At 68.4% G+C, this 24,252-nt stretch carries 22 protein-coding genes, 1 other RNA gene and 1 pseudogene; 4 read left to right on the forward strand and 20 right to left on the reverse strand.

Annotated features, from left to right (window positions below; translation table 11 throughout):
- Positions 1-3 precede the first annotated feature (3 nt).
- From mraY to rsmI, 9 genes are all read right to left on the reverse strand, one after another.
- Positions 4-1,086, reverse strand: coding sequence for a phospho-N-acetylmuramoyl-pentapeptide-transferase (gene mraY / locus D106_RS0110405; RefSeq protein WP_018879984.1), 1,083 nt, complete (start codon positions 1,084-1,086; stop codon positions 4-6).
- Complete coding sequence (gene murF, locus D106_RS0110410) at positions 1,067-2,437, reverse strand: UDP-N-acetylmuramoyl-tripeptide--D-alanyl-D-alanine ligase (protein WP_018865648.1); 1,371 nt, start codon at positions 2,435-2,437, stop codon at positions 1,067-1,069. The genes mraY and murF overlap by 20 nt, the downstream gene beginning before the upstream one ends.
- A complete protein-coding gene (locus D106_RS0110415) occupies positions 2,434-3,975 on the reverse strand; it encodes a UDP-N-acetylmuramoyl-L-alanyl-D-glutamate--2,6-diaminopimelate ligase (RefSeq protein WP_018879985.1) in 1,542 nt (513 codons plus the stop codon). The genes murF and D106_RS0110415 overlap by 4 nt, the downstream gene beginning before the upstream one ends.
- Complete coding sequence (locus tag D106_RS0110420) at positions 3,972-5,687, reverse strand: penicillin-binding protein 2 (RefSeq protein ID WP_018879986.1); 1,716 nt, start codon at positions 5,685-5,687, stop codon at positions 3,972-3,974. Before D106_RS0110420 ends, D106_RS0110415 begins: the two co-directional genes overlap by 4 nt.
- A complete protein-coding gene (gene ftsL, locus D106_RS0110425) occupies positions 5,675-5,959 on the reverse strand; it encodes a cell division protein FtsL (RefSeq protein WP_018879987.1) in 285 nt (94 codons plus the stop codon). The genes D106_RS0110420 and ftsL overlap by 13 nt, the downstream gene beginning before the upstream one ends.
- Positions 5,959-6,885, reverse strand: coding sequence for a 16S rRNA (cytosine(1402)-N(4))-methyltransferase RsmH (rsmH, locus tag D106_RS0110430; protein ID WP_018879988.1), 927 nt, complete (start codon positions 6,883-6,885; stop codon positions 5,959-5,961). Before rsmH ends, ftsL begins: the two co-directional genes overlap by 1 nt.
- A 5-nt stretch (positions 6,886-6,890) precedes the next feature.
- Positions 6,891-7,331, reverse strand: a complete 441-nt coding sequence (mraZ, locus tag D106_RS0110435; RefSeq protein WP_017942776.1) for a division/cell wall cluster transcriptional repressor MraZ — start codon at positions 7,329-7,331, stop codon at positions 6,891-6,893.
- Positions 7,332-7,618: 287 nt separating this feature from the next.
- Positions 7,619-7,964, reverse strand: an RNA gene (rnpB, locus tag D106_RS14430) — RNase P RNA component class A.
- Positions 7,965-8,276: 312 nt separating this feature from the next.
- Positions 8,277-9,113: a 16S rRNA (cytidine(1402)-2'-O)-methyltransferase gene (gene rsmI / locus D106_RS0110440; RefSeq protein ID WP_018876483.1), complete on the reverse strand. Its 837-nt coding sequence runs from the start codon at positions 9,111-9,113 to the stop codon at positions 8,277-8,279.
- A 78-nt stretch (positions 9,114-9,191) separates the two neighbouring features.
- On the opposite strand from rsmI, the gene D106_RS0110445 reads away from it, so the two are divergent.
- Genes D106_RS0110445 through D106_RS0110455 form a run of 3 tightly spaced genes read left to right on the forward strand, consistent with a single transcriptional unit; the run spans position 9,192 to position 12,830 of the window.
- Entirely contained in the window at positions 9,192-11,063 is a 1,872-nt protein-coding gene (locus D106_RS0110445; RefSeq protein ID WP_038045869.1) for a penicillin-binding protein activator, read from the forward strand.
- Positions 11,064-11,420: a YraN family protein gene (locus D106_RS0110450; RefSeq protein WP_018878160.1), complete on the forward strand. Its 357-nt coding sequence runs from the start codon at positions 11,064-11,066 to the stop codon at positions 11,418-11,420. It abuts the gene before it with no gap.
- 30 nt (positions 11,421-11,450) lie between these two features.
- The gene (locus D106_RS0110455; RefSeq protein ID WP_018879990.1) at positions 11,451-12,830 is read left to right on the forward strand and encodes an FAD-binding oxidoreductase; all 1,380 of its coding nucleotides are present in this window, start codon (positions 11,451-11,453) and stop codon (positions 12,828-12,830) included.
- Between the two features lie 67 nt (positions 12,831-12,897).
- Here D106_RS0110455 and D106_RS0110460 read toward each other — a convergent pair whose 3' ends face one another.
- From D106_RS0110460 to D106_RS0110485, 6 genes are all read right to left on the reverse strand, one after another.
- Entirely contained in the window at positions 12,898-13,326 is a 429-nt protein-coding gene (locus tag D106_RS0110460) for a ClpXP protease specificity-enhancing factor (RefSeq protein WP_018878159.1), read from the reverse strand.
- Positions 13,323-13,949 (reverse strand): glutathione S-transferase N-terminal domain-containing protein, encoded by a 627-nt coding sequence (locus tag D106_RS0110465; protein ID WP_017942770.1) that lies wholly within the window; start codon positions 13,947-13,949, stop codon positions 13,323-13,325. Before D106_RS0110465 ends, D106_RS0110460 begins: the two co-directional genes overlap by 4 nt.
- Before the next feature lie 106 nt (positions 13,950-14,055).
- Positions 14,056-14,799: a cytochrome c1 gene (locus D106_RS0110470; protein WP_018876488.1), complete on the reverse strand. Its 744-nt coding sequence runs from the start codon at positions 14,797-14,799 to the stop codon at positions 14,056-14,058.
- Positions 14,799-16,208, reverse strand: a complete 1,410-nt coding sequence (locus D106_RS0110475) for a cytochrome b N-terminal domain-containing protein (RefSeq protein WP_018865637.1) — start codon at positions 16,206-16,208, stop codon at positions 14,799-14,801. Before D106_RS0110475 ends, D106_RS0110470 begins: the two co-directional genes overlap by 1 nt.
- On the reverse strand, positions 16,209-16,811 hold the full coding sequence (gene petA, locus D106_RS0110480) for a ubiquinol-cytochrome c reductase iron-sulfur subunit (protein WP_026279149.1): 603 nt from the start codon (positions 16,809-16,811) through the stop codon (positions 16,209-16,211).
- 322 nt (positions 16,812-17,133) lie between these two features.
- On the reverse strand, positions 17,134-17,883 hold the full coding sequence (locus tag D106_RS0110485) for a Nif3-like dinuclear metal center hexameric protein (protein ID WP_018876489.1): 750 nt from the start codon (positions 17,881-17,883) through the stop codon (positions 17,134-17,136).
- 42 nt (positions 17,884-17,925) lie between these two features.
- On the opposite strand from D106_RS0110485, the gene D106_RS0110490 reads away from it, so the two are divergent.
- Positions 17,926-19,047: a S1C family serine protease gene (locus D106_RS0110490; RefSeq protein WP_018879991.1), complete on the forward strand. Its 1,122-nt coding sequence runs from the start codon at positions 17,926-17,928 to the stop codon at positions 19,045-19,047.
- Positions 19,048-19,073: 26 nt separating this feature from the next.
- Here D106_RS0110490 and D106_RS0110495 read toward each other — a convergent pair whose 3' ends face one another.
- The 5 genes and pseudogenes from D106_RS0110495 to D106_RS0110515 form a co-directional block, all read right to left on the reverse strand.
- Complete coding sequence (locus D106_RS0110495; protein WP_018879992.1) at positions 19,074-19,982, reverse strand: copper resistance D family protein; 909 nt, start codon at positions 19,980-19,982, stop codon at positions 19,074-19,076.
- A gap of 3 nt (positions 19,983-19,985) precedes the next feature.
- Complete coding sequence (locus D106_RS0110500; RefSeq protein ID WP_018879993.1) at positions 19,986-20,354, reverse strand: copper resistance CopC family protein; 369 nt, start codon at positions 20,352-20,354, stop codon at positions 19,986-19,988.
- Between the two features lie 106 nt (positions 20,355-20,460).
- A pseudogene (locus D106_RS0110505) lies at positions 20,461-21,895 on the reverse strand (multicopper oxidase family protein).
- A complete protein-coding gene (locus tag D106_RS0110510; RefSeq protein ID WP_018879995.1) occupies positions 21,895-23,445 on the reverse strand; it encodes a TolC family protein in 1,551 nt (516 codons plus the stop codon). The pseudogene D106_RS0110505 and the gene D106_RS0110510 overlap by 1 nt, the downstream one beginning before the upstream one ends.
- Positions 23,446-23,591: 146 nt before the next feature.
- Positions 23,592-24,032, reverse strand: a complete 441-nt coding sequence (locus tag D106_RS0110515; protein ID WP_051077460.1) for a hypothetical protein — start codon at positions 24,030-24,032, stop codon at positions 23,592-23,594.
- Positions 24,033-24,252: the final 220 nt, after the last annotated feature.

Here is a 24,252-nt window from a genome sequence, read left to right on the forward strand (position 1 = left end):
GGATCAGCGCACCTTCAGGGTCGCGAGACCGATCAGCACGAACACCACGGTCAGGATCCAGAAACGCACGATCACGCGCGGCTCCGGCCAGCCCTTGAGTTCGAAGTGGTGATGCAGCGGCGCCATGCGGAAGATGCGCCGCCCGGTGAGCTTGAACGAGGCGACCTGCAGCATCACCGACAGCGTCTCCAGCACGAAGATGCCGCCCATGATCAGCAGGACGATCTCCTGCCGGGTCAGAATCGCCAGCATGCCCAGGGCCGCGCCCAGTGCCAGCGCCCCGACATCGCCCATGAATACCTGGGCGGGGTAGGTGTTGAACCACAGGAACCCGAGCCCGGCGCCGACCAGCGCGGCGGTGAAGATCACGACCTCGCCCACCCCGGGCACCGCCGGGATGCCGAGGTAGTCGGCGAACACCGCATGACCCGCCGCGTAGGCAAACACGCCCAGGGCGCCGGCCACCAGCACCGCAGGCATGATCGCCAGGCCGTCCAGCCCGTCGGTGAGGTTCACCGCGTTCGAGGAACCGACCACGACCAGCCAGACCAGCGGGATGAACAACCAGCCCAGGCTGAACTGGATGTCCTTGAACACCGGCAGGTAGAACGTGGTCTCCACCGGGCCCTGCGCGGTGTACATGATCACGCCGGCCGCGATCAGGGCGAACAGGGTCTGCCACAGGATCTTGGCGCGCGCCGACAGCCCCTTGCTGTTGCCATAGCGCAGCTTCAGGTAGTCATCCCAGCCGCCGACCGCACCGAACGCGAGGGTCGTCAGCAGCACGAGCCAGACGAAGCGGTTGGTCAGGTCGCTCCAGAGCAGGGTGGCCATGGCCACCGCGACCAGAATCAGCGCGCCGCCCATGGTCGGGGTGCCGGCCTTGGTCAGGTGCGACTCGGGGCCGTCGTCACGGATCTGCTGGCCGACCTTGCCGACAGTGAGGCGGCGAATCATCGCCGGGCCGATCAGCAGCGCGATCGCCAGCGCCGTGACCACCCCGAGGATGGCGCGAACGGTCAGGTACTGAAAGACCGTGAACGCGGAATAGAACTGGCTCAGGTACTCAGTCAGCGCGTAGAGCATCCGCCACCTCCGGCGCTGCCGAGGCCAGATCCAGCCCCTCGATGATCCGTTCCATGTGCTGGCTGCGCGAGCCCTTCACCAGCACCGTCGTACCCTCGGCCAGGAGCGCCTCCAGGCGCGCCTGCAATGCGCCGTGATCGGCAAACCATTCGCCACCGTCACCGAACGCCTCGGCACTGTCGCGCGCGGCGTCGCCCAGGGCGAGGCAGTGGTCGATGCCCATGGCCCGGGCCAGCCGGCCCGTTTCGCGATGCAGTTCGCGGGTCTCCGAGCCCAGCTCGCCCATCGCGCCCAGCACCAGGATGCGCCGGCCGGGCATGGCCGCCAGCACCTCCAGCCCGGCCCGCAGCGAGTCCGGATTGGCGTTGTAGCTGTCGTCCCACAGGCGTGCGCCAGTGACATGCCACAGTTCCTGCAGGCGCCCGCGGACGGGCTTCCAGCGCGCCAGGCCCTCGACGATGCGGTCGATCCCGATGCCCACCGCGTTGGCCGCGGCGGCCGCGGCGACGGCGTTCGCCGCGAGATGGCGCCCGGGGCCGGCCAGGCGCAGGTCGCGCCCGGCGCCGAGGATCGCCAGCCGCAGCCGGTCCGGGGCCTGCCACATCCCCTCGACCTCGCCGCCGCCCTCCAGCGAGAAGCGCTGGCAGTGGTGGTGCTCGTTCAGGGACAGCCAGTAGTCGGCAAACGGGTCGTCCAGATTGATCACGGCGGTACCGCCCTGGGCGGGCAGCCCGGAGTAGATCTCGGCCTTGGCATGCGCCACGCCCTCGAGGCTCCCGAAGCCCTCCAGATGTGCGCGCCCGGCATTGGTGATCATGGCCACCTGCGGCTCGACCCAGCGCACCATACGGCCGATCTCGCCGGCGTGATTGGCGCCCAGCTCGATCACCGCGTAGTCCACGTCCTGCGGCATGGCCAGCAGCGTCAGTGGCGCGCCGATCTCGTTGTTCAGATTGCCCGCGGTGGCATGCACGGAGCCTGCGCCCTCGAGGATGCAGCGCAGCATCTCCTTGGTGGTGGTCTTGCCGTTCGAACCGGTCAGGGCGATCACCCGCGCCCGGCTCTGGCGGCGCCAGTGGCGGCCGAGTCGCCCCAGGGCCTCCCGCGTATCGGAGACAATGACCTGCGGCTGCGGGACATCCAGGGCGCGCTCCACCAGCAGCACCGGCGCCGGCAGATCGGCGGCCACCTGCGTGTGGGCATCGAAGTTGGGCCCTTTCAGCGCGATAAACAGCGCCCCGGGGCGGGGCTCGCGGGTGTCCGTGAACACGCCCTCGAAGGCCACGTCGCCCGCCCCCTGCAGGCGCCCCTTCACGGCCTCGGCCAGTTCCTGGCTGGTCATGCGAATCATTCTCCCTCCTCCCCGGTCGCGCGCTGCGGGTCGCGCGTGTCCTGCAGATGCCGGCGCCCCACGGTTCGCACCTGCTCGCGGTCGCTGAACGGATACCGCTGCCCGCGAATCTCCTGAGTGGTCTCGTGGCCCTTGCCGGCCACCAGCACCACATCGCCCGCGCCGGCCTCCGCCAGGGCACTGGCGATCGCGGTGGCGCGGTCACCAATCTCGTGGCATTCGGCGGCCGCGGCACAGCCGGCAAGAATCTCGGCTCGGATCTCGGCCGGGTCCTCGCCGCGCGGGTTGTCGTCGGTCACGAAGACCACGTCCGCACGCTCGCAGGCCACCCGTCCCATCGCCGGACGCTTGCCGCGGTCGCGCTCGCCACCGCACCCGAAGACCACGCTCAGGCGTCCCTCGGTGTGAGGCCGCAGGGCGCGCAAGGCGGCGTCCAGCGCCTCGGCGGTGTGGGCATAGTCGACCACCGCCAGGGCCCCGTTGGGCAGCGGGAGGCGCTCCATGCGCCCGGGCACGCCGGGCAGCCGCGCGAGGGCGGCGATGGCCTGTTCACGCTCCAGGCCCAGCGCCTGCAGCGTGGCAAGGGTCGCGAGCAGGTTGCCCACCTGGAACAGGCCGAACAGCGTGGACTGGACCGTGCGGGTCTGGCCCTCGGTCTCGAGCGTGAAGCACAGCCCGTCCGGCGTCGCCGCCACGTCGCGGGCGCGCAGGTCGGCCGGCGCCCCGGTCGCGCTGTAGGTCAGGGCGCGAACACCCGGCGGCAGTCCCCCGGCGATCCGGCGCCCGAAGGCGTCGTCGACATTCAGCACCGCCGTCTGCAGGCCGGGCCAGGCGAACAGGCGGGCCTTGGCCTCGGCATAGGCCTCCTGACTGCCGTGGAAATCGAGGTGGTCGGAACTCAGGCAGGTCAGCACGCCGACCGTGATCGGGGCCCCGGCAAGGCGCCCCTGCGCCAGACCGTGCGAGGAGGCCTCCAGCGCCACGGCCTGGCAACCGGACCCCGCCAGATCCGCCAGATGACGATGCAGATCGAGCACCCCGGGCGTGGTGTGCCCGGTCGCCTCCAGCTGCCCGGGACGCCCAACGCCGAGGGTGCCGATCAGGCCGGTGGGCCGGCCCAGGGCCTCCAGGGCGAGCGCGATCAGGTGGGTCACCGTGGTCTTGCCATCGGTGCCGGTCACCGCCACCAGGGGGGCCGCCTCCGGCCACGCCCCGAACAAAGCGCGCGCCATCTGCGGCAGCCGGTCGCGCAGGCCCGGCACATGGATCAGCGGGACCTCCACGGCGGATTCCGGGGGCTCGCCCTCGTCCCAGAGGATGACCCGGGCGCCACGGCCAGCCGCATCGGCGGCGTGCGCCAGACCGTGCCCGTGGGTGCCGGCCAGGGCCACAAAGACCGCGCCGGGGCCGACCTTGCGGCTGTCCTGGACCAGGTCGGCGACCGGCAGGGCCGCCTGGTCGGGGCGCAGGGACCCGGCGGGCAGCAGATCGCCCAGCACGGGTGCAGCCTCGCCTCGGGTATCGCGGGCGGCCATCATGTGGCCCCCTCGTGTTCCGCCGCCACCCGCATCGGGATTTCCGGCATCGCGTCCGGACGCACATTAAACATGCGCAGGGCCGAGCCCACCACCTGCCGGAACACGGGGGCCGCGACGGCGCCGCCGTAGTAGACCCCGGCATCGGGTTCGTCGATGACCACGGCCATCACGAAGCGCGGATCGGAGGCCGGGGCCAGTCCGACAAAACTGGAGAAATAGCGGTCCTCGGTATAGCCGCCCGGGCCGCTCTTGCGGCTGGTGCCGGTCTTGCCGGCCACCCGGTAGCCATCGATCGCCGCCTGGCGGGCCGTGCCCTCGGTGCCGATCACGTGTTCCATCATCGCCAGTACCTGGCGCGCGGTGCGCGGGGACATCACCCGCGCCGGTTCGCGCAGGTCGTCGGCGGTGCGCACCAGCCGGACCGGCACGCGCTCGCCGTCGTTGGCGAAGGCGGTGTAGGCGGCCGCCATCTGCAGCGGCGACAGCGACAGGCCGTAGCCATAGCCGAGCGTGGCCTGCTCGACCTCGCGCCAGGTGGTGAAGTCCCGCAGGCGCCCGCGGGCCTCGCCGGGGAAATGGGTGCCCGGCGCCTGCCCGAATCCGGCCTGGTGGAGGGTCTGCCAGAAGCGATCCGCCGGGGTTTCCAGCGCCAGCTGCGTGGCCCCGACGTTGCTGGAGCGGGCAATCAGGGTGGTCAGGTCGATGGTCCCGTAATCGCGCAGGTCACGAACGGTCAGGCGCCCGACACGCATGGTACCGGGGCCGGTCTCCAGGGTGGCGTTGGCATCCACCACCCCGGCATCCAGGGCCGCCGCGACGGTGAAGGGCTTCATCACCGAGCCCGGCTCCATGGTATCGGTGATGGCGCGGTTGCGAGCGCGGTCGGAACGGATGGCACCACGGTTATTCGGATTGAAGCCGGGCTGGTTGACCAGCGCGAGCACCTCGCCGCTGCGGGCGTCCAGCATCACCGCGGAGCCGCCCCGCGCGTTGTGTTCGGCGACCGCGGCCTTCAGCTCGCGGTAGGCCAGGTACTGCAGGCGCTGATCCAGGGTCAGCGCCAGCGTATTGCCGTCCCGCGCGGGGCGAATGCTGGCGACGTCGCGGATGGTGCGGCCGTGGCGATCGCGCAGCACGCGCTTGGCTCCCGGCTGGCCCGAGAGCCACTGATCGAAGGCCAGCTCGACGCCCTCCTGGCCCTGATCGTCGATGTTGGTGTAGCCGAGTACGTGCGACGTCGCCTCGCCGTGCGGATAGTAGCGACGGAACTCGCGGGTCAGCCCCACCCCCTGCATGCGCAGCGCGGCCACGCGTTCGGCCTGTTCCGGCAGCATGTGGCGGCGCAGATAGACGAACTCGCGCGAGGACCGGCTCTCGATCCGCTCCGCCAGCCACGCAGGCTCCACCTCCAGCGCCGCCGCCAGATCCGACCAGCGATCGCGCTGTTCCATCAGGTCCTGCGGATTGGCCCAGGCGGTCTGCACCGGGGCCGAGATCGCCAGCGGTTCGCCATGGCGATCGGTGATCATGCCGCGATGGGCGGACTCGGTCAGGGTGCGCACCTGGCGCTGTTCGCCCTGCGAGGTCAGGAAGTCCCGCTCCAGCACCTGCAGGTCGACGGCGCGCAACAGCAGCGCGATGCCCGCCAGCGCGAACACGCCGATCACGACCTTCAGGCGACCGCCGCTGATCTGCCGCTTCAGCGCGCCCACGCATCACCCCCGATCACCACGATGCGGTCGGAATCCGGCTGGATCATGTCCAGCTGCCGGCGCGCCTGTTCCTCGACCCGGCCCTGGGTCGCCCAGGTCGACTGCTCGATCTGCAACTGCGTCCATTCCAGATTCAGGACATCGCGCTGGGCGAGCGCCTGCTGCTGGTCGACGAAGGCCTGGCGGGCCTCGTGCTTCGCCGCGACGACCCCGATCGCCGAGGCAAACACGCCGGTCGCCAGCGCCACTGCCAGAAGTCCGCGCACGACCATCAGAGTCGCTCCCCGACACGCAGCACGGCCGAGCGCGAGCGCGGATTGATGCGCTGTTCCTCGCGATCGGCGTGCACCGGCTTGCCGACCGGCCGCAGCTTGCGCTCCGGCTCCTCCGGCATCACCGGCAGGCCCTTCGGTAGCCGCACGTCGGACACCGGCTTGCGCAGGGCCTGCTTCACCATGCGGTCTTCCAGCGAATGAAAGCTGATGACCACCAGCCGCGCGCCGGGCGGCAGGACGTCCGGGATCGTGGCCAACCACTGCTCCAGTTCGGCCAGCTCCCGGTTCACAAAGATGCGCAGGGCCTGGAAGGTGCGGGTCGCCGGGTGCTTGCCCGGCTCGCGCTTCGGCACGGCCCGGCGCACGATCTCGGCCAGCGCGGCGGTGCGGGTGATCGGCGCCTCGGCCCGCGCGGCCACGATGGCGCGGGCGATACGCCGCGAGTGGCGCTCCTCGCCATAGTGGTAGATCACATCGGCGATCTCGCCCTCGTCGGCGCGCGCCAGCCAGTCCGCGGCGCTCTCGCCACTGGCGGGGTCCATGCGCATATCCAGCGGACCATCATGCTGAAAGCTGAAGCCGCGCTCGGGCGTATCGAGCTGCGGCGAGGACACGCCCAGATCCAGGAACACCCCGTCCGGACCGCGTTCGGGAAAGCGCCGGCGCAACGTGTCCGCCATGGTCGAGAACGGCCCGGCCTCGAAGGCGAAGCGGGGGTCGTCGGCCAGCGCCTCGGCGGACGCCGCGGCTTCCGGGTCGCGGTCCATGGCCAGCAGCCGGCCCTCCGGCCCCAGCCGCGCCAGGATGGCCCGGCTATGGCCACCGCGGCCGAAGGTGCCATCGACATAGAAGCCGTCAGCTCGCACGGCCAGGCCCTCCAGCACCGCGTCGCGCAGCACCGGAATATGGGAGACGGATTCCATGCCCGTCACAACGCGATGGACTCGAGCGCTTCGTCATCCACGTCACCCCCCAGCACCTGGGCGCAGGTCTCCTCCCAGGTGGCCTCGTCCCAGATCTCGAACTTCTTGCCCTGCCCCAGCAGCACGACCCGCTTTTCCAGGCCGGCGTACTGACGCAGGGGAGTGGGCAGCAGCAACCGACCGCTGCCATCCAGCTCGCATTCGGTGGCGTGACCCACCAGCAGGCGCTGCAGGTTGCGCACCTTGGGATTCATGTTGGGGCGGGACATCAGGTTCTGCTCGATGCGCTCCCATTCCGGAAACGGGTAGAGGAGGAGGCAACGGGAGGGATCAACGGTAATCACCAGCTGGCTGTTGCAGCTCGCAGCGAGGTCGTCGCGATACCGCGCCGGCATGGCCAGGCGGCCCTTCGCATCCAGATTGAGCTGGCTGACGCCTCGAAACATGGCTGGTAGCGGTGGTTACCCACCTTTCCCCACTTTGACCCACTTTTCGACACTATAGGTACGGGCATCCTCCAGAGTCAAGAAAATCGACCCCGAAAAACAAAAAATAAGCGTTGAATCACAGAGACTTAGCGCGACCGACGCGAGGGCGCCGAAAGAGCTGGAAGAAGGGTATTAAAAGCCTTGCGTTGAGGCCCAAACTTCATGCATCACTTTACAAGTTTGCCGCGGACACAGCGGGACCGGCCCGAACCGGCACGGCGGCGGGAGACTCGCAGGTGGGAAAAAGTGGGAGCCGGCCATAAGCCGGGTTCTGTCGTGGACAGTCATTCATCTGGGACGTCCGTCACCGGACGCCTCGTGCAGCCTACCCGGGTGCGATGCGGGCCACACCATGCACCCCTATTTGGCCTTGCTCCGGACGGGGTTTACCCTGCCACGAACTGTTACCAGTCGCGCGGTGCGCTCTTACCGCACCATTTCACCCTTACCTGTGCCCGAAGGCCATCGGCGGTGTATTTTCTGCGGCACTTTCCGTCGGCTCGCGCCGCCCAGGTGTTACCTGGCGTCCTGCCCTGCGGAGCCCGGACTTTCCTCCACATCCGAGGATGCAGCGACTGCCCGGCCGACTCCCGCGCTCCTTGTACGCCGCCCCGCCCCGGAACGCAAGGCTTTTCAGGGGCCTGGCCGCCGACGCCCCCCTTTTGTTCACCACGAAGCACACGAAGGCACGAAGAAGGGCAAGGTCAAAAGCAATGACAGGAAGGCTGGAAGGATAGAAGGGCGTTACTGCTGGCAGGATTGGCCGGACACTCATTGCTACACCGTCCGAGCCCAGTGGGTTCAACCCGCATTCATTCCTTCAAACCTTCGCGACTTCCTCTGAAGCGCCCTTGACCTTGCCCTTCTTCGTCCCTTCGTGTGCTTCGTGGTGAAAAACAGGCCTTAGCTTTGGGCGTCCTTGAGGGCCAGGGCGCGGGCGTAGACGCGGTTGCGTGGCAGGTCGGTCGCATCGGAGAGCAGGCGCGCGGCACGCTTGAGGGGGAGCTCCTGCAGCAGCGCGGTGAGCAGGCGCTCGTGTTCGGCCGCCAGCGGCTCGTCGGCCTCGCCGCCGGTTTCCGGGGCCGGCGCCGCCCCCAGGATCAGGACAAACTCGCCGCGGGTGCGGTTGGCATCCGCATCCAGCCAGGCCGGGAGGTCCGCAGCGACGCCCCGGTAGTGCTCCTCGAACTGCTTGGTCAGCTCGCGCGCCAGGAATACCTCGCGCTCGGGCGCCAGTCCGGCAAGGTCCCCGGCCGCAGCCCGGATACGATGAGACGACTCGAATACGATCGTGGTAACCGGCTGGGCCAGCAGCACCTCCAGCTGCCGCCGACGCGCCCCGGCCGCGTGCGGCAGAAAGCCCTCGAAACAGAAGCGGTCGGATGGCAACCCCGCCACGGCCAGCGCCGCCAGCGGGGCGCTGGGGCCCGGAACGGCCCGCACCGGCGCGCCCACCTCCCGCGCCGCGCGCACCAGACGGAAGCCGGGATCGGACACCAGCGGCGTGCCCGCATCCGAGACCAGGGCCACCGACTCCCCCGCCTGCAATGCCTCGAGCAGCGCCGGGATTCGCTCGGCCTCGTTGTGCTCGTGCAGGCTGACCAGCGGCGTATGCACACCCAGGTGGGCCAGCAGTCCGGCGCTGTGTCGCGTATCCTCCGCGGCAATCCGCTGCACCCGGGCCAGGATCTCGCCCGCACGCGGGCTCATGTCGCCGAGATTACCAATCGGCGTGGCCACTACCCACAACGTGCCCCAGTTCGTTGACACGGCCTGATGCGCTTTCAATACTGACTCCTCATTCGCCAGGGAAACCTCGTGACCACCATCGTGCCCCGACCCCTTCATCGCGCCGGACACGCCCGGCCCCTGTCCCGCCTTGCTCTGTTGCTACTGGCCTCGGCCATTGTGGTCGGGTGCGCCACGCCGCGCCCGGACCCGGAGCCGGCCCCGGAACCCGAACCCCGCGCGGACCTGGCTGAACTCCCGCCGGAGGTCCGCGCCAGCCTGCTGCTGAGCGAAGCGCGTTCGCGCCCGGAACCCGAGACGGTCCGGGGTGCGATCGAAGCCGTCCTGGCACTGGACCCGGCGACGCCGGATCAGCTGGAGCGGGCCGACACCCTCTGGGCCGAGCTGCCCGACGCCGAACGGGACTCCCAGGCCGGCCGCCTGCTGGGCGCGCGCCTGGCGGCGGCCCAGCGTGACTGGGACCTGGCCCGCGAGCGTCTCGGGGCGGACGATCCGGACGATCCGACGCGTTCACCGGAGGTCTATCGTGAAGGCCTGTCGCTCCACGCCCGGCTGCTGGAACACGAAGGCCAATGGTATCAGGCCCTGGACGCCCGCCTGCGCCTGGACGGGCTCCTGATCATGGAGCCGGATCTGCACAGCGAGAACCAGCAGCGCCTGTGGGGTCTGCTCGCGGCCCTGCGCCCGGCCCAGCGCGAACGAGTGATCGGCAACCACCCGCCGGATGGCGATGCCTGGGTCAGCCTGTTCCGGTTGCTGCGCGGCGCCGGCACGCAGGACGCAGCACGCCAGGCCGCTGGCCAGTGGCGGGAACGCCATCCCTCGCACCCGGCCAACAGCCTGCTGCCGGAGCTGCTGGCGTCCCATCCCCTGACGCCGGACGCACCGGGCGACACTCTGGTGCTCCTGCCCCTGTCGGGCGATCTCGGCGAACTCGGCAATGCGGTCCTGGACGGGATCACCCGCGCCTACTACGCAGAGGGGGCCAGCAACGGGCGCCTGATCGTGCGCGACACTCGCGGGGAGCCGGATGCCGCGGCCGCGCTCTACCGTCGCGGCGTAGAATCGGGCGTCGCACGCATCATCGGCCCACTGCGGCGCGAATCGGTTCAGCAGGTCGCAAACAGCGACCAGGCCGTTCCATCCGTGCTGCTGAACCGGGCCGGCACCATTGTCCACGAAGCGATGACCACGCTGGCCCTGAACCCGGAAGAGGACGCCCGGGCGGTGGCCGATCGCGCCGCGCGCGCCGGCTGGCTGCACCCGCTGGTGATCCTGCCGGAGGGGGCCTTCGGCGATCGCGTGGCGAGCGCCTACCAGGCGACGCTCGCCGAGGACGACCGACGCCCACGCGACGTGATCCGGGTCCAGCCCACTGCGGGCGAACTGAACGCCACCATTGGCAATGCCCTGGGTATCCCACAAAGCGAATCCCGCATTCGCGAGGTGGCGCGCCGGACCGGGCTGGAACTGGAGGCGGATCCGCAGGTACGTGCCGATGTGGACCATCTGTTCATCGCCGGGTCGGCCCCGCAGGTGCGGCGTATCGTGCCGCACGTGCACTTTCACCGCGCGAGCCACCTGCCGATGATGGCGACGGCCCATGTCTATTCGGGCCGTCCGGATGCCAATCGCGATGCCGACCTGAACGGGATCGTGTTTCCCGACGCGCCGCGCCTGTTCGACCGGGTACGCCCGCTGGACGAAGAGGCAGACGCCGGCGACGAGGCACTGCCTCGCTTTGTCGCCCTGGGGATGGATGCGCTGCGCCTGAGCCTGCGCCAGGAAGCGGTGCGCGCCGCCCCGCATCACCAGCTGGTCGGCGCCACCGGGACCTGGGGACTGAACCCGTTCAATCACGAATGGGTGCGGGAACCGGCCTGGGCGCGCTTCGAGCGCGGCGAACCCCGGCGCATCGACCTCCCCGCCGGAGGCTCCTGAGTGTTTCGCCCGGGCGTCTCGGGGCAGGCCGCCGAGGACCGGGCCGCCGCCTACCTCGAGACGCGCGGCCTGGAGATCCGGGCGCGCAACGTCCGCCGTCCGTATGGCGAGCTCGACCTCGTCGCCCAGGAGGGCGACACGCTGGTGCTGGTGGAGGTACGCAAGCGCAGCCACCCGGGATTCGGCGGCGGCGCGGAGAGCATCGACCGACGCAAGCAGGCGCGCCTGCTCCGGGTCGCCGAGGCCTATTTGCAGGAGCATGCCTGGAACGGGCCGGTGCGTTTCGATGTCATGACCCTGGATGGCCGCGACCGGATCGAGTGGCTGCAGGACGCCATCCAGGCACCCACCGATTAAACCGGCTCCCTTGAATCCAAAGCCCGCCCCATGACTCCACTGACCCGCGAACTGGAACAACTGCTGGCACCCGGCGATCGGCTACTCGATCCGGCGGACTGCTGGACGTATGGCGCGGACAACTCGAAGCTCCACGCGGTGCCCGACGCGGTGGCCTTCCCGCGCGACGCGGATACCGTGCGCGAGCTGGTACGGCTGTGCCGGCGCCTGGGCGTCGCCCTCACCTGCCGCGGACGCGGGACGGGCACCACGGGTGCCGCAGTGCCGGATCACGGGGGGCTGGTGGTGTCCTTCGAGCACATGAACCGCATCCTCGAGGTGGACCCGGACAATCGCTGGCTGATCGCGGAACCCGGCGTCACCAACGGCGAAATCCAGGAGGCCGCGGGACGCCATGGCTTCTTCTGGCCACCGGATCCGACCAGCAGCGCCTACTGCACCCTGGGCGGCAACCTGGCGTACAACTCCGCGGGGCCGCATGCGGTGAAGTACGGCACCCCGCGGGACAACACCCTGGGCCTCGCCGGCGTGGCCGGCACCGGAGAGGCCTTTCGCACCGGGGTCCACACCACCAAGGGTGTCGTGGGTTACGACCTCACCCGGCTGCTGATCGGCTCCGAGGGCACGCTGGCCGTGATCGCGGAGGCCACGCTGCGCCTCACCCCCAGGCCGGAGGCGACCCGCCTGATCCAGGCGGTATATCGCAATGTCGGCGACGCTGCCCGCGCCGTCTCGCGCCTGATGGCCCGAGCGGAAGTCCCCTCGGCGCTGGAATTCATGGACCACTCCGCCATTGCCATGATTCGCGACTATGATCCGGACTGCCCCCTGCCCGCGGGCGCCGGCGCCATCCTGATGATCGAAACGGATGGCACCGAGGCCGGTATCGACGCCACCACCGCCGGCGTGCGCACCGCGGCCGAGGGCCCCGGTTGCCTCGAGACCCACAGCGCCGACACCCCCGAGGCGGCACAGGCCCTGTGGGCCGTACGCAAGGCCCTGTCCCCGGCGCTGCGGACGGTCGCGCCCAAGAAGATCAACGAGGATGTGGTCGTGCCGGTCTCGCGCATCCCCGACCTTATCGCGGGCCTGGACCGCCTGGCCACGGAGCACGCGATCAAGATCGTGAATTTCGGCCATGCCGGCAACGGCAACATCCACGTGAACCTGCTGGTCAACCCGGACGACCCTCAGGAACTGGCGGCGGCCGAACGCTGCCTGGACGGGGTCTTTACGCTGGTCCTCGCGCTCGGCGGCACCCTGTCCGGGGAACACGGCATCGGTCTGGTCAAGCGGCCCTATGTGGCGCGCGAGTTGGACCCGGTGGCTCTGGGGCTGATGGCGGGCATCAAGCGCGAGTTCGATCCCGACAACATCCTCAACCCCGGCAAGGCACCCGGCCCGGCCTGAGGCGACGCCCCCTTCGTCCGGCACACATCCCCGGAAAAGAAACGGGCCCCATACGGGGCCCTGCGCACTACTTGACGACCTTTAGCGACGGCCCCTTGCGCCTGGGCGCCGGGGCATCCTCTCCGCCCCCGCCATCACCGGACCCATCCGGCGGCGCGCCTGGACCATCGTCCTCGGGGCCGGGCCCCGGCTCACTGCCGAACATCATGCCCTGCCCGTTCTCGCGGGCGTAGACCGCCAGGACCGCTGGCATCGGCACAAACACATCCATCGGGTTGCCGGCGAAGCGGGCCGAGAAGGCCACGGCGTCGTCCCCGATATTCAGCGCCTGTACCGCGGAGGGACCAACGTTCAGGGTGATCTTGCCCTGATCCACAAAGGCCTCGGGCACGACCACACCCTCGACCGTGGCGTCGACCAGGATATGCGGCGTGAAGCCGTTATCCGTGACCCACTCCCACAGCGCACGGAGCAGATAGGGGCGCGACGAAGTCACAGGCGCAGCTCGCGCTCGGCCTCGGTCAGACTCACCTGGAAAGACTCGCGCTTGCACACACGGTCGGCGTATTCCTGGATCGCCTGCGGCAGCGAGGCCAGGTCGATACCGACCGCCGGAAGCCGCCACATCACGGGCGCGATGGCACAGTCAACGATGGAGAACTCGTCACTCAGGAAGTACGGCTTGAGTTCGAAGATCTCCGCCGAGCTCACCAGGCTCTCGCGCAGGATCTTGCGCGCCTTGGTCAACCCCGAGCCGGAGGCCTTGTAGACCGCGTCCAGCCCCTCGTACCAGTCGCGTTCCACGCGATAAAGCGCCAGCCGCGCGGCCGCCCGCGAAACCGGATCCACCGGCATCAACGGCGGATGCGGAAAACGCTCGTCCAGGTATTCGGTGATGACATGCGTCCCGTACAGGGCCAGATCGCGATCCACCAGGGTCGGGACCTCGTTGTACGGATTCAGATCGGAGAGATCCTCGGGCAGCTCGTCCGGCCCGAGATTCACGACATCCACGGCGATGTCCTTCTCCGCAAGGATGATGCGCACCCGGTGGCAGCGCACACAGTCGTGAGCAGAAAACAGGGTCATAACGGAACGACGGTTGGCGACCAGCGCCATGGCTTTCTCCCTAGCCCGGCCAGGCACGAGGCCACGCCGGGCAGACGGTCAATAACACCGGCGCGCGATCATCCTTGATCAGTGCGCCGGCGACGGTTCAGGCCGCCTAGTGTACGTCTTTCCAGTACTCCTTTTTCAAGAAGTAGGCCAGGATCGTGAAGATCCCGAGGAAAATCAGGACGTACAGGCCGATCCGCTGGCGGTCCAGCTGCATCGGCTCGCCCATGTAGGAGAGGTAGGTGACGATGTCGCGCACGGCGCGGTCGTATTCGCTGGGCGTCATGCTACCGGAGCGCACCAACTCGAGACGCTCGTTGCCGTCCTCGTCGACAACCTTCTCCTGCCAGCCCTGGAGCTCCCACAGCACGTGCGGCATGCCGACGTTGCTGAACACGGTATTGTTCGCGCCCAGCGGACGCGACTCATCCACATAGAAGCTCTTCAGGAAGGTGTAGACCCAGTCCTCGCCATGGATGCGGGTGGTCATGGTCAGGTCGGGCGGGACCACGCCGAAGGCCTCTTCGCCGTAGTCGTCGCTCATGGCGTTCTTCATCAGCGAACCCACGCCGACCGGATCACCGGCTTCGTCGGTAATGAAGATGAAGTTCTCTTCCATGTGCTGCTCGGTCAGCCCGATATCCCGCGCGACGCGGTTGTAGCGCATGTACTCCGTGGAGTGGCAACCCATGCAGTAGTTCATGAACAGGTTGGCACCGCGCTGCAGCGAGGCCTCATTGGTCACGTCAATATTGGCTTTCTCCAGGTCACCGTCGTACCCGGCCGCCGAGGCGGCCGGGACGGTGAACAGGGCCGCAGCGGCCAGGAACGTAGTTGCAATCAGCGTTTTCATTACGAAGTCACCCTTTCCGGAACGGCACGGTCACGGCCCAGGCCACGCGCGAAGGCGGGGGCCACCATGGTCACGAACAGATACACGGTCGGAATCAGCCAGGACCACATGATCAGACTCGCGTCACTCGGATCGAAACGCAGGATGTCGTAGATCGTGTAGATGCCCACCACCACGGCGAATGCGATCAGGCTGAAGACCGCGGAGCGTTCCTTGCTGAGGAACCACAGCAGGAAGAAGAACGCGAAGTAGACCGTGGAGAAGCGCAGGCTCATCTCGCTCACTTCCGTGGTGGCCTGCTGCAGACCCAGCCAGCCGAGGATCACGAAGGCCACCACGAACACCGCCAGGTTGAACTTGGCCGCGAACGAGCGGTAGCGCATCGACAGTACCGGATTGCGATCCAGCCACGGGATGAAGAACAGCATCACCACCGCAAGGCCCATCGCGACCACGCCGAGGAACGGATCCGGCACGGATCGCAGCACCGAATACATCGAGGTGAAGTACCACACCGGCGGGATGAGATCCGGGGTGACCAGCGGGTCGGCCGGGATCATGTTGTCCGGCTTCAGGAACAGGCCGCCACCGGTCGGGAAGAAGAACATGATCACGGCAAAGACCATCAGGAACACGCCGACACCGACCAGATCCTTCACGGAGTAGTACGGGTGGAACGGGATGCCATCCTTCGGGATGCCGTTCTCGTCCTTGTTTTCCTTGATGTTGATGCCGTCCGGGTTGTTGGAGCCCACTTCGTGCAGCGCAATGATGTGCGCGGCCACCAGCATGATCAGCACCAGCGGCAGGGCAATCACGTGCAGCGCAAAGAAGCGGTTCAGCGTGGCATCGGAGAGCAGGAAGTCACCGCGAATCCAGGTCACCAGATCCGGCCCGATATACGGGATGGTCTGGAACAGGTTCACGATCACCTGCGCGCCCCAGTAGGACATCTGGCCCCACGGCAGCAGGTAGCCGGCGAAGGCCTCGGCCATCAGCACCAGGTAGATCAGCACACCGAAGATCCAGATCAGCTCGCGCGGCTTCTTGTAGGAGCCGTACAGCAGCGCCCGGAACATGTGCAGATAGACGACCACGAAGAACATCGAGGCGCCGGTGGAATGCATGTAGCGGATCAGCCAGCCCCACTCCACGTCGCGCATGATGTACTCGACCGACGCGAACGCGAGTTCCGCATCGGGCTTGTAGAACATGGTCAGGAAGATGCCGGAGACGATCTGGATGACCAGCACCAGCAGCGCCAGGGAGCCGAAGAAATACCAGAAGTTGAAGTTCTTCGGCGCGTAGTACTGCGCCAGATGCTCGTTCCACATCTGGGAGAGCGGGAAGCGGGCATCGACCCAGCCCAGCAGACCGCCCTGGATCTTGGTATCAGGATTGCTGGCCATTTAGATCGCCTCCCCGTCTTCGTCTTCACCAATGACAAGCAAGGTGTCCGTGCGGTACATGTGGCGCGGGATCACCAGGTTGGTCGCCGCCGGCATGTTGCGATACACGCGGCCGGCCAGGTCGAAGCGGGAGCCGTGGCAGCCGCACAGCCAGCCACCCTGCCAGTCGGAACCCATCTCGGGGTCGCCGATCTCCGGGCGGTAGGTGGGCGAGCAGCCCAGATGGGTGCAGATGCCGATCACGACCAGGAACTCGGGATTGCGCGAACGGTGCTCGTTCTGCGCGTATTCCGGCTGCTGGCTCTCGACCTCGGACTCCGGATCACGCAGACGGTCGGTCACCTCGGACAAACCGGCGATCATCTCTTCGGTGCGTCGCACGACCCAGATGGGCTGGCCGCGCCATTCGACGCTGACACGCTGGCCCGGCTCGACAGCGGACACGTCGAACTCGACAGGGGCCCCGGCCGCCTGAGCGCGCGCGCTGGGCTGCAAGGACGCCAGGAACGGGGCCGCGACAGCGGCGACCCCGGCTCCGCCTACGACAGATGTCGCGGCGACGAGGAACCGGCGCCGGCCTCGGTTTACGCCTTGGTTTGCCATGTTTGTCTCTCCAAACAACGTGTTGAAATCGTATTCCCGCAGCCACGCAACCAAGGCGCAGCCTGAACGCGAGGGGCCTTGGCCGCACGCGCGAATACCCATCTGGGCGGGCTGTAAAATCCGATAGAATTCCCGAACACGCTAATAAGGTCAAGTAGATTACTGCCTTAAGACCGAGCATTGCGCTTGGTCACGCGCGCCAAAAACCTCTATAACCAACTGATTACAGAAGGGCGCGGACGGGGCATCCGGCACGCCCCCAAAGCGAACAGGCTGCACTGCAATCTCGCACGCGGTCGCGTGCGGGCGGGATCGCCCCCGCTCAGGCGGGATTGTCGATCTCGATAAACTGGTGTTCGAGACCGAAGCGCTCCGCGCACCACTGGCCCAGGGCCGGGGCCCCGTAGCGCTCGGTCGCATGATGTCCGGCAGCGAAGTAGTGCACCCCCAGCTCGCGCGCCTCGTGGGTGGTCTGCTCGGAGATCTCGCCACTGATATAGGCATCCACTCCCTGTGCCGCGGCCTCGGAAAGCAGGGACTGGGCCCCGCCGGTACACCAGGCGATGCGGCGGATGGGATGGTCACCGGCCTCCACGCACAGCGCCTCGCGCCCCAGCACGTTGCTGATATGCGCCTGCATGTCGGGCGCCGACATCACCCGCGCCGGGCTCCCCACCTGGCCGACGCCGTCCTCGCGCAGTACACCATCGATCGCGAATCCCAGGCGCCCGGCCAACTGGGTGTTGTTGCCAAGCACCGGGTGGGCATCCAGCGGCAGGTGGTAGGCGACCAGGTTGATGTCATGGGCCAGCAGCAGGCGCATGCGCTCGCGCTTCATGCCGGTCACCTCCTGCGGTTCGCCCTTCCAGAAGTACCCGTGGTGCACCAGGATCAGGTCGGCCCCGGCCTCCACCGCCGCCTCCACCAGTGCCAGGGAGGCGGTCACCCCGCTGACGATCCGGCGGATCTCGCGGCGCCCCTCCACCTGCAGGCCATTCGGGCAGTAATCGCGGAAGCGCTCCGGCTCGAGCTCCGCATTCAGCGCCTGCATCAGTTCATCGCGATTGACCACGGCGGGATCCCCTGTTGAACGCTGATTCGGTATATTCGACATATGGTGAATTTCTCTCGCTTTCTGCTGCAAGCCGCGCTGACCGGCATTGCCCTGGCCGTGGTGATCGCGGTGTTCTTCCCCGAGATCCTCGGTCGCGACGAATCCGGCGCCGATCTGCAGGTCGCCGCACCCGTGCCGGCCCCGGGCGCCACGGGTGCGCCGGCCAGCTACGCCGACGGCGTACGCCGCGCCGCGCCCGCGGTCGTCAACATCATGACCTCGCGCACCATCGACCGGCCCTCCGGCCTCGGCCTGCATGAATTCTTCGGCCAGCCCCTTCCGCCGGGTGAACAGGAGCAGTCCAGCCTCGGTTCCGGGGTCATCATGACCGAACAGGGGCACATCCTCACCAATCACCACGTGATCGAGGAGGCTGATGCCATTGCCATCATGCTCCCCGGCGGCGAGGCCCACCCCGCCGAGATCATCGGCATCGATCCGGATACGGACCTCGCCGTGCTGCGCGTGCGCGCGCCGGGGCTCGGTGTGGCCACGGTGGGGCACTCCAGCGACCTGCGGGTGGGTGACGTCGTGCTCGCCATCGGCAACCCCTTCGGCGTCGGCCAGACGGTGACCCAGGGGATCGTCTCCGCCACCGGGCGCAACCAGCTCGGGATCAACACCTTCGAGGACTTCATCCAGACCGACGCGGCGATCAATCCGGGCAATTCCGGCGGCGCGCTGATCAATGCGCGCGGCGAGGTCGTCGGTATCAACACTGCGATCTTCTCGCGCTCCGGCGGCTCCCACGGCATCGGCTTCGCGATCCCGGTGGATCTGGCGCGCAGCGTGATGACCGAGATCATCGAACAGGGCTTCGTCGCCCGCGGCTGGCTGGGGATCGAGGTCCAGGCAATGAACCGCGAACTGGCCGAATCCTTCGGCCTGGACACGCCGCGCGGCGTGCTGGTCGCCGGCATCCTGCGCGAGGGGCCTGCGGAAGAAGCTGGAATCCGACCGGGGGACATCATCACCCACCTGGACGGCAGCAGCGTGAACACCCCGCGTGAAGCGCTCAACGTGATCGCCCGCACCTCGCCCGGCGCGACCCTCGACATCCGTGTCCAGCGCGAGGGCGAGGACGTCGAACTCGCCGCCACGGTCGCCCAGCGACCCATCTGACGACGAACCGCTAGCGCCCGCGTCGCCTATCCACCGGCCGGTGAACTGACCGTGGTCAGTACCGCGGTCAGCAGCAGGATCGACGCGACCAGGCCGCCCTCCAGCGCGATACTGCGGCGCAGCCGTCCGGGAGCCCCGGGTTCGCCGCGCTCGAACGCCGGTACCAGCCGCCACTTGTTCGCGGCGGCCAGCAGCAGGAGCAACCCGACGATCAGGACCTTGCCGATCAGGAACTGCCCATAGCCCGAGGTGAGCAATGGCGTGACACCGCCCAGCAGCAAGGCCGCCAGCACCACACCGGCAAGCACCAGCAGCCCGACCCCGAACACCGCCACCTGGCCGAAGCGCGCCAGGATGCGCGCGGCATCACGACCCGCCGGCGGGTGCCCCGCCAGGCGATACAGCGGCCACAACGAACCGATCCAGAAGGCCGCGGCCAGCAGATGCAGCACCAGCAGCCCTCCCAGCAGGGCGCGCGGCTCGTCCACCGTGTGCCCGACCTGCACGAAGGCGAGCATCACCAACAATACGCCGGCAAGGCTGAGACCGTAGCCCAGCCCCGGCAGCCAACGGGCATCCAGCAGGATCGCCTGCACCAGCAACAAACCGCTCACGGCCAGGACCAGCCGGGTTCCCTGCGCCCCCTCGAACACCATGCCGAGCAGCATGGGGTCGAAGGCGGCCGCACCATTGCCACCCCCGAGGTATCCGGCCTGCAGCGGCCACTGGACCAGCGCCAGCACGATCGCGACCCAGGCCGCGATCGCACCCATGCGGCTGGCCGCCCGACGTTCCGGATCGGGCAGATCCGGAAACGCCAGGCGAAACAGCACCGCCCCGGCCGCCAGCAAGGCACCGGCATAGAACCCGGCCGCCACCAGCATCATGGCGACCGTCCAGGCATCCACATCGGACAGCGCAGACAGCCAGGCCACGGCCTAGTTCTCCACCGTGAAGCGGAAGCTCCCGGACATCATGTGGCCGTCGCGGGCCAGACCGCGCCAGCGCACCTCGTAACGACCCGGTTCCAGGTCGCCGGCCGGGCGCACATGGTACTCCTCGGTCGGATCACTGCCCGGCTCGTTCTCCAGAGACACGCGGCCTTGCGGGCCGATCACGTCGAACTGGGTGATGCGCATCGCGCCATCGAAGTGAATCCCGATCTCCTCCGGGGTGCCCTGCACCGTGGAGCCATCCTCCGGGACCTGTCCTATTTCGCCCTCGTGGGCCAGCAGGGGGCTGGCGAAGGCCAGCAGCAGGGCCGCAAGGGCGGAACGCAGGATATTGCGGTTACCAATCGTCATCATGTAGTCCTCAAGTTGTTCAAGTGCAGTCGTGTCGTGTCAGAGTCCGCCGGCCACAGGCCACCGGGGGCCGCCTTGCGGCGGTCCCGGCGCCCGCGCCGGAGGAAGCTCAGTGGTTGTGGCCTCCGTGGCCGTTATGTCCTCCATGCCCCCCCGTGGCCGCCATGGCCTCCGTGCCCGCCATGCGCATCGCGGCTGGGGGTCGGGAGCCCGTCGGAATCCGCATCCGCGACCTTGCCGCGGCGTACCGGATTGCCGAAATCGGGGTCGCTGCTCACGCGACGGGCGACCTCCCCCTCCGGGTGCCAGTACCAGCCGGGATCTCGGAAGTCCCCGGGTTCCAGGTCGTCGCGCACCTTGATCAGGGTGAACATGCCGCCCATGCCGATGTTGCCGAACGGCCCCTGGCCCATACCCATCGCCAGGGTGTTCTCCGGCCCGCGCATATGCCCGCCGTCGGTGTGGTCCTGGTGATCCGCCATGCCGTGTTCGCCCATCGCCATGTAGCCGGGCAGCAGCGTACGGATCTCCTCCTCGAGACCGGACTGGTCCACGCCCAGGGTGTTGGCGATGCCGTGCCCCATCGGGTTCATGGTGTGGTGGGTCATGTGGCAGTGGAACGCCCAGTCGCCCGGCGGTGCGACGAACTCGATATCGCGGGTCTGGCCGACCGCGACGATCTCGGTGGTCTCCTTGCGCCACTGGTTGCGCGGCCAGCGCCCGCCATCGGAGCCGGTCACCTCGAACGACACCCCGTGCACATGCATCGGGTGGTTCCACATCGACAGGTTGCCCATGCGGATGCGCACCCGCTCGCCGGTCTTCGCCACCAGCGAGTCGATGGCCGGGAACACCTTGGAATTCATCGACCACAGGTCGAAGTCGACCATGATCGACGGGTCCGGCGTGCGCGTGCCCGGGTGCAGCCCCCAGTTGTGCAGCAGGATCGCGTAGTCACGGTCCACCGGCTCGATCTCGCCGTCCTTCGGGTGGATGATGAACATCCCCATCATCCCCATCGCCATCTGCACCATCTCGTCGGCATGCGGGTGGTACATGTGCGTGCCGTGCTGGTTCAGCTCGAACTCGTAGACGAAGGTCTCGCCCGGATGGATCGGCGGCTGGGTCACGCCCTTCACCCCGTCCATGCCCGAGGGCAGATGGATGCCGTGCCAGTGCACCGAGGTGTATTCCGGCAGGCGGTTGGTTACGTAGATGCGGACCCGGTCGCCCTCCACCGCCTCGATGGTCGGCCCCGGGGTGGTGCCGTTGTAGCCCCAGCACTTGGCCACCGAACCGGGCGCGAACTCGTGCTCGATCTCCTCGGCGACCAGGTGGAACTCCTTCACGCCGTTGTTCATCTCGTACGGCAGGGTCCAGCCGTTCGGCGTGTGCACCGGCATGTAGCCCTGTTCGGTGCGCTCGCCGGGCGTGGCGTCGCCCTCGTTGTGGTGCTCGTGACCCGTTTCGGCCATTACCCGGGTCAGGGTAGTTGCCGGCAGCATTGCCGCGCCGGCGGCCAGCAGGAAGTTACGCCGTTTCATCAGTGATGCCCTCCGTGACCGTCGTCGCCGTGGTCACCGTGATCCCCGTGGTCCCCGTGGTCCCCGTGATCCCCGTGGTCCCCGTGGTCCCCGTGGTCCCCGTGGTCCCCGTGGTCCCCGTGGTCCCCGTGGTCCCCGTGGTCCCCGTGACCGCCGTGACCGCCGTGACCGCCATGGTCTCCGTGATCCATCGCGGACGGGTCATGCTCGAGCGCGTCGGTTTCGAGATAACCCTCGTCACCCGGCGCCCCGCCCGGCAGCTCGCCAGCCACCGTAAAGGCCAGGTCCACGCGGGCCCGCCAGTAGTCACCCAGAGCGGCCACGGCGCGCTGCCAGTCGGCCAGCTCTTCCTGCTTGGTCACGAGCAGGTCGAAGACATCGTCGAACATGAAGTTCACGCGCTCCTGCACGCGCTCCAGTGCGATCTCCCGGGCCGGCAGCAATTCATAGCGCTTGGTGCTGAACTTGTCGCGGTGGTGGGCCAGGCGGACGAAGTGCTGATGCACATCGGCGGTGACCGCCTGCTCCAGCTGGGCCCGGCGGGCCTCGCCGTCCTCCAGCCGCGCCTCGGCGCGGACGATGCCGGCCTGGTTCTGGTTGAAGATCGGCAGGGAGAAGGAGATGCCACCGCCCCACAGGCGGGTGCCGTCCGTCTCGCGTTCGAACTCGATACCGGGCTCGATGTCGCCCAGCCAGCGATAGCGGCGCACTAGGGCCACACCCTCGGTCAGCCCCTCCAGGGCGTGATCCAGGGCCCGCAGGTCCAGACGCTGCTCCAGGGCCTGCGCGACCAGGGCATCGCGATCGTCCACACCGGCCAGCGGCAACGGCAGCTTGCCGGGGACCTCCCAGCCATCCACCTGGCCGGGCAGACCCATCAGGTGAGCCAGGCGCAGACGGGTTTCGCGCTCGCGCTGCCGCGCATCCTCGAGCTTCAGCCGGGCCTCGGCCGCACGGATGCGCAGCTGTGCCCGCTTCAGGTCGGGGATGTTGCCGGCGTCATAGAAGCGCTCGCCCAGCAGCGAGCCGAGATCCGCGGCGCGGGTCTCCAGCGCCTGCACCTGCGCCCGCTGGCGCGCGGCCACCGCGTCATACCAGGCACGCTCGGTGTCCGAGGCCAGGGCCACCATGCCTTCGGCCAGCTGCAGACGTGTGGACTCCCAGTGGGATTCCGCAATGTCCTGACGCGCACTGCGCATCAGCAGGCCGGAAATGCCCCAGGCCAGGCCGACCCCCGTCTCGTTGCCGCCACCGCCCTCGGGGCGCATCACCGACAGCGACAGGGTGGGATTGGAAAACTGGGCGGCCTCGACCACGTCGGCGGCCGTCAGATCCAGCTTGGCGTAGGCCTGCTGCATGCGCGGGTTGCGCCACAGGGCCTGATGAATGGCCTCCTCGAGCGTCAGCTCGCCGGAGGGGCGGGGCATCTCCGACTCGGGCAGGTCGATCCCCTGCACCGAGATGTCCTCCGCCAGTTCGGAGCGGTCCAGCTCGGGCGCGGTGACCGCGCAGCCGGCGAGGAACAGCACCGATACGACGGGGAGCAGCAATCGGGTTGCTCGCATCGTGAAAATCTCCTTGATCGGACTTCGATTCCGCATCCCGCGCGAACGCGCGACACGGCCTTGCCGCCCGCCGGCACCGAGTGGAACCCGGACGTGCGGACAGCCCCGGCGCTCGGGCCGGTACAGTCAGATCAGGAGAGGATCGGGGGTCGGTATAACGCGGCCGCGGGCGGGCCGCTCTGGAAGGAATACAGGCGCATGGCCTGCGTGACCGGGGTCAGCAGATGCATGCCGGTGATGGACGGCATGCCCTGGCAGTGGCTGCAGGCCGAGCAACTCGCCAGGCAGGCGCCATCCACGCAATCCGCGTGCACGATCACCCCGCTGGCGTCGGAGGAATCCGAAGTGTCTTGGGTGTGATCGTCGGCATGCCGAGTATCGGCGTGATCGTCCTGCGCATGGTGATCGTGGTCGTCACCGTGCGCGTGATCATGGGAGTGGTCGTGGGCCGCGTGATCCGCGGGCTTATCGCCATGCGACTGGGCCCCATGCATCGCATGCCCAGCGTGACTGCCTCCCTCGCTCGCGACGGCCGCAAGTGCCAGCAGGCCGGCAATCGCCAGCACCAGCATCCAGCACAGCAGTCGGTGGAAGACCCGTTTCACGTCGGCCAAACCCTCATCTCAAGAGGCATCACCCCGATAACCCCCCGATACGCTACCACAGCCCGCACACATCAGCGCACCCCTGTGGGCTTGTGGGAGCGTGCCTGCACGCGAATGCCCCTGCCCGCGTCCGGCTTTGGCGGGGGCTTCGCGGGCAAGCCCGCTCCCACACACATTACCGTCGCCC

Source organism: Thioalkalivibrio sp. ALE9 (assembly GCF_000377445.1).
Lineage (GTDB): Bacteria > Pseudomonadota > Gammaproteobacteria > Ectothiorhodospirales > Ectothiorhodospiraceae > Thioalkalivibrio.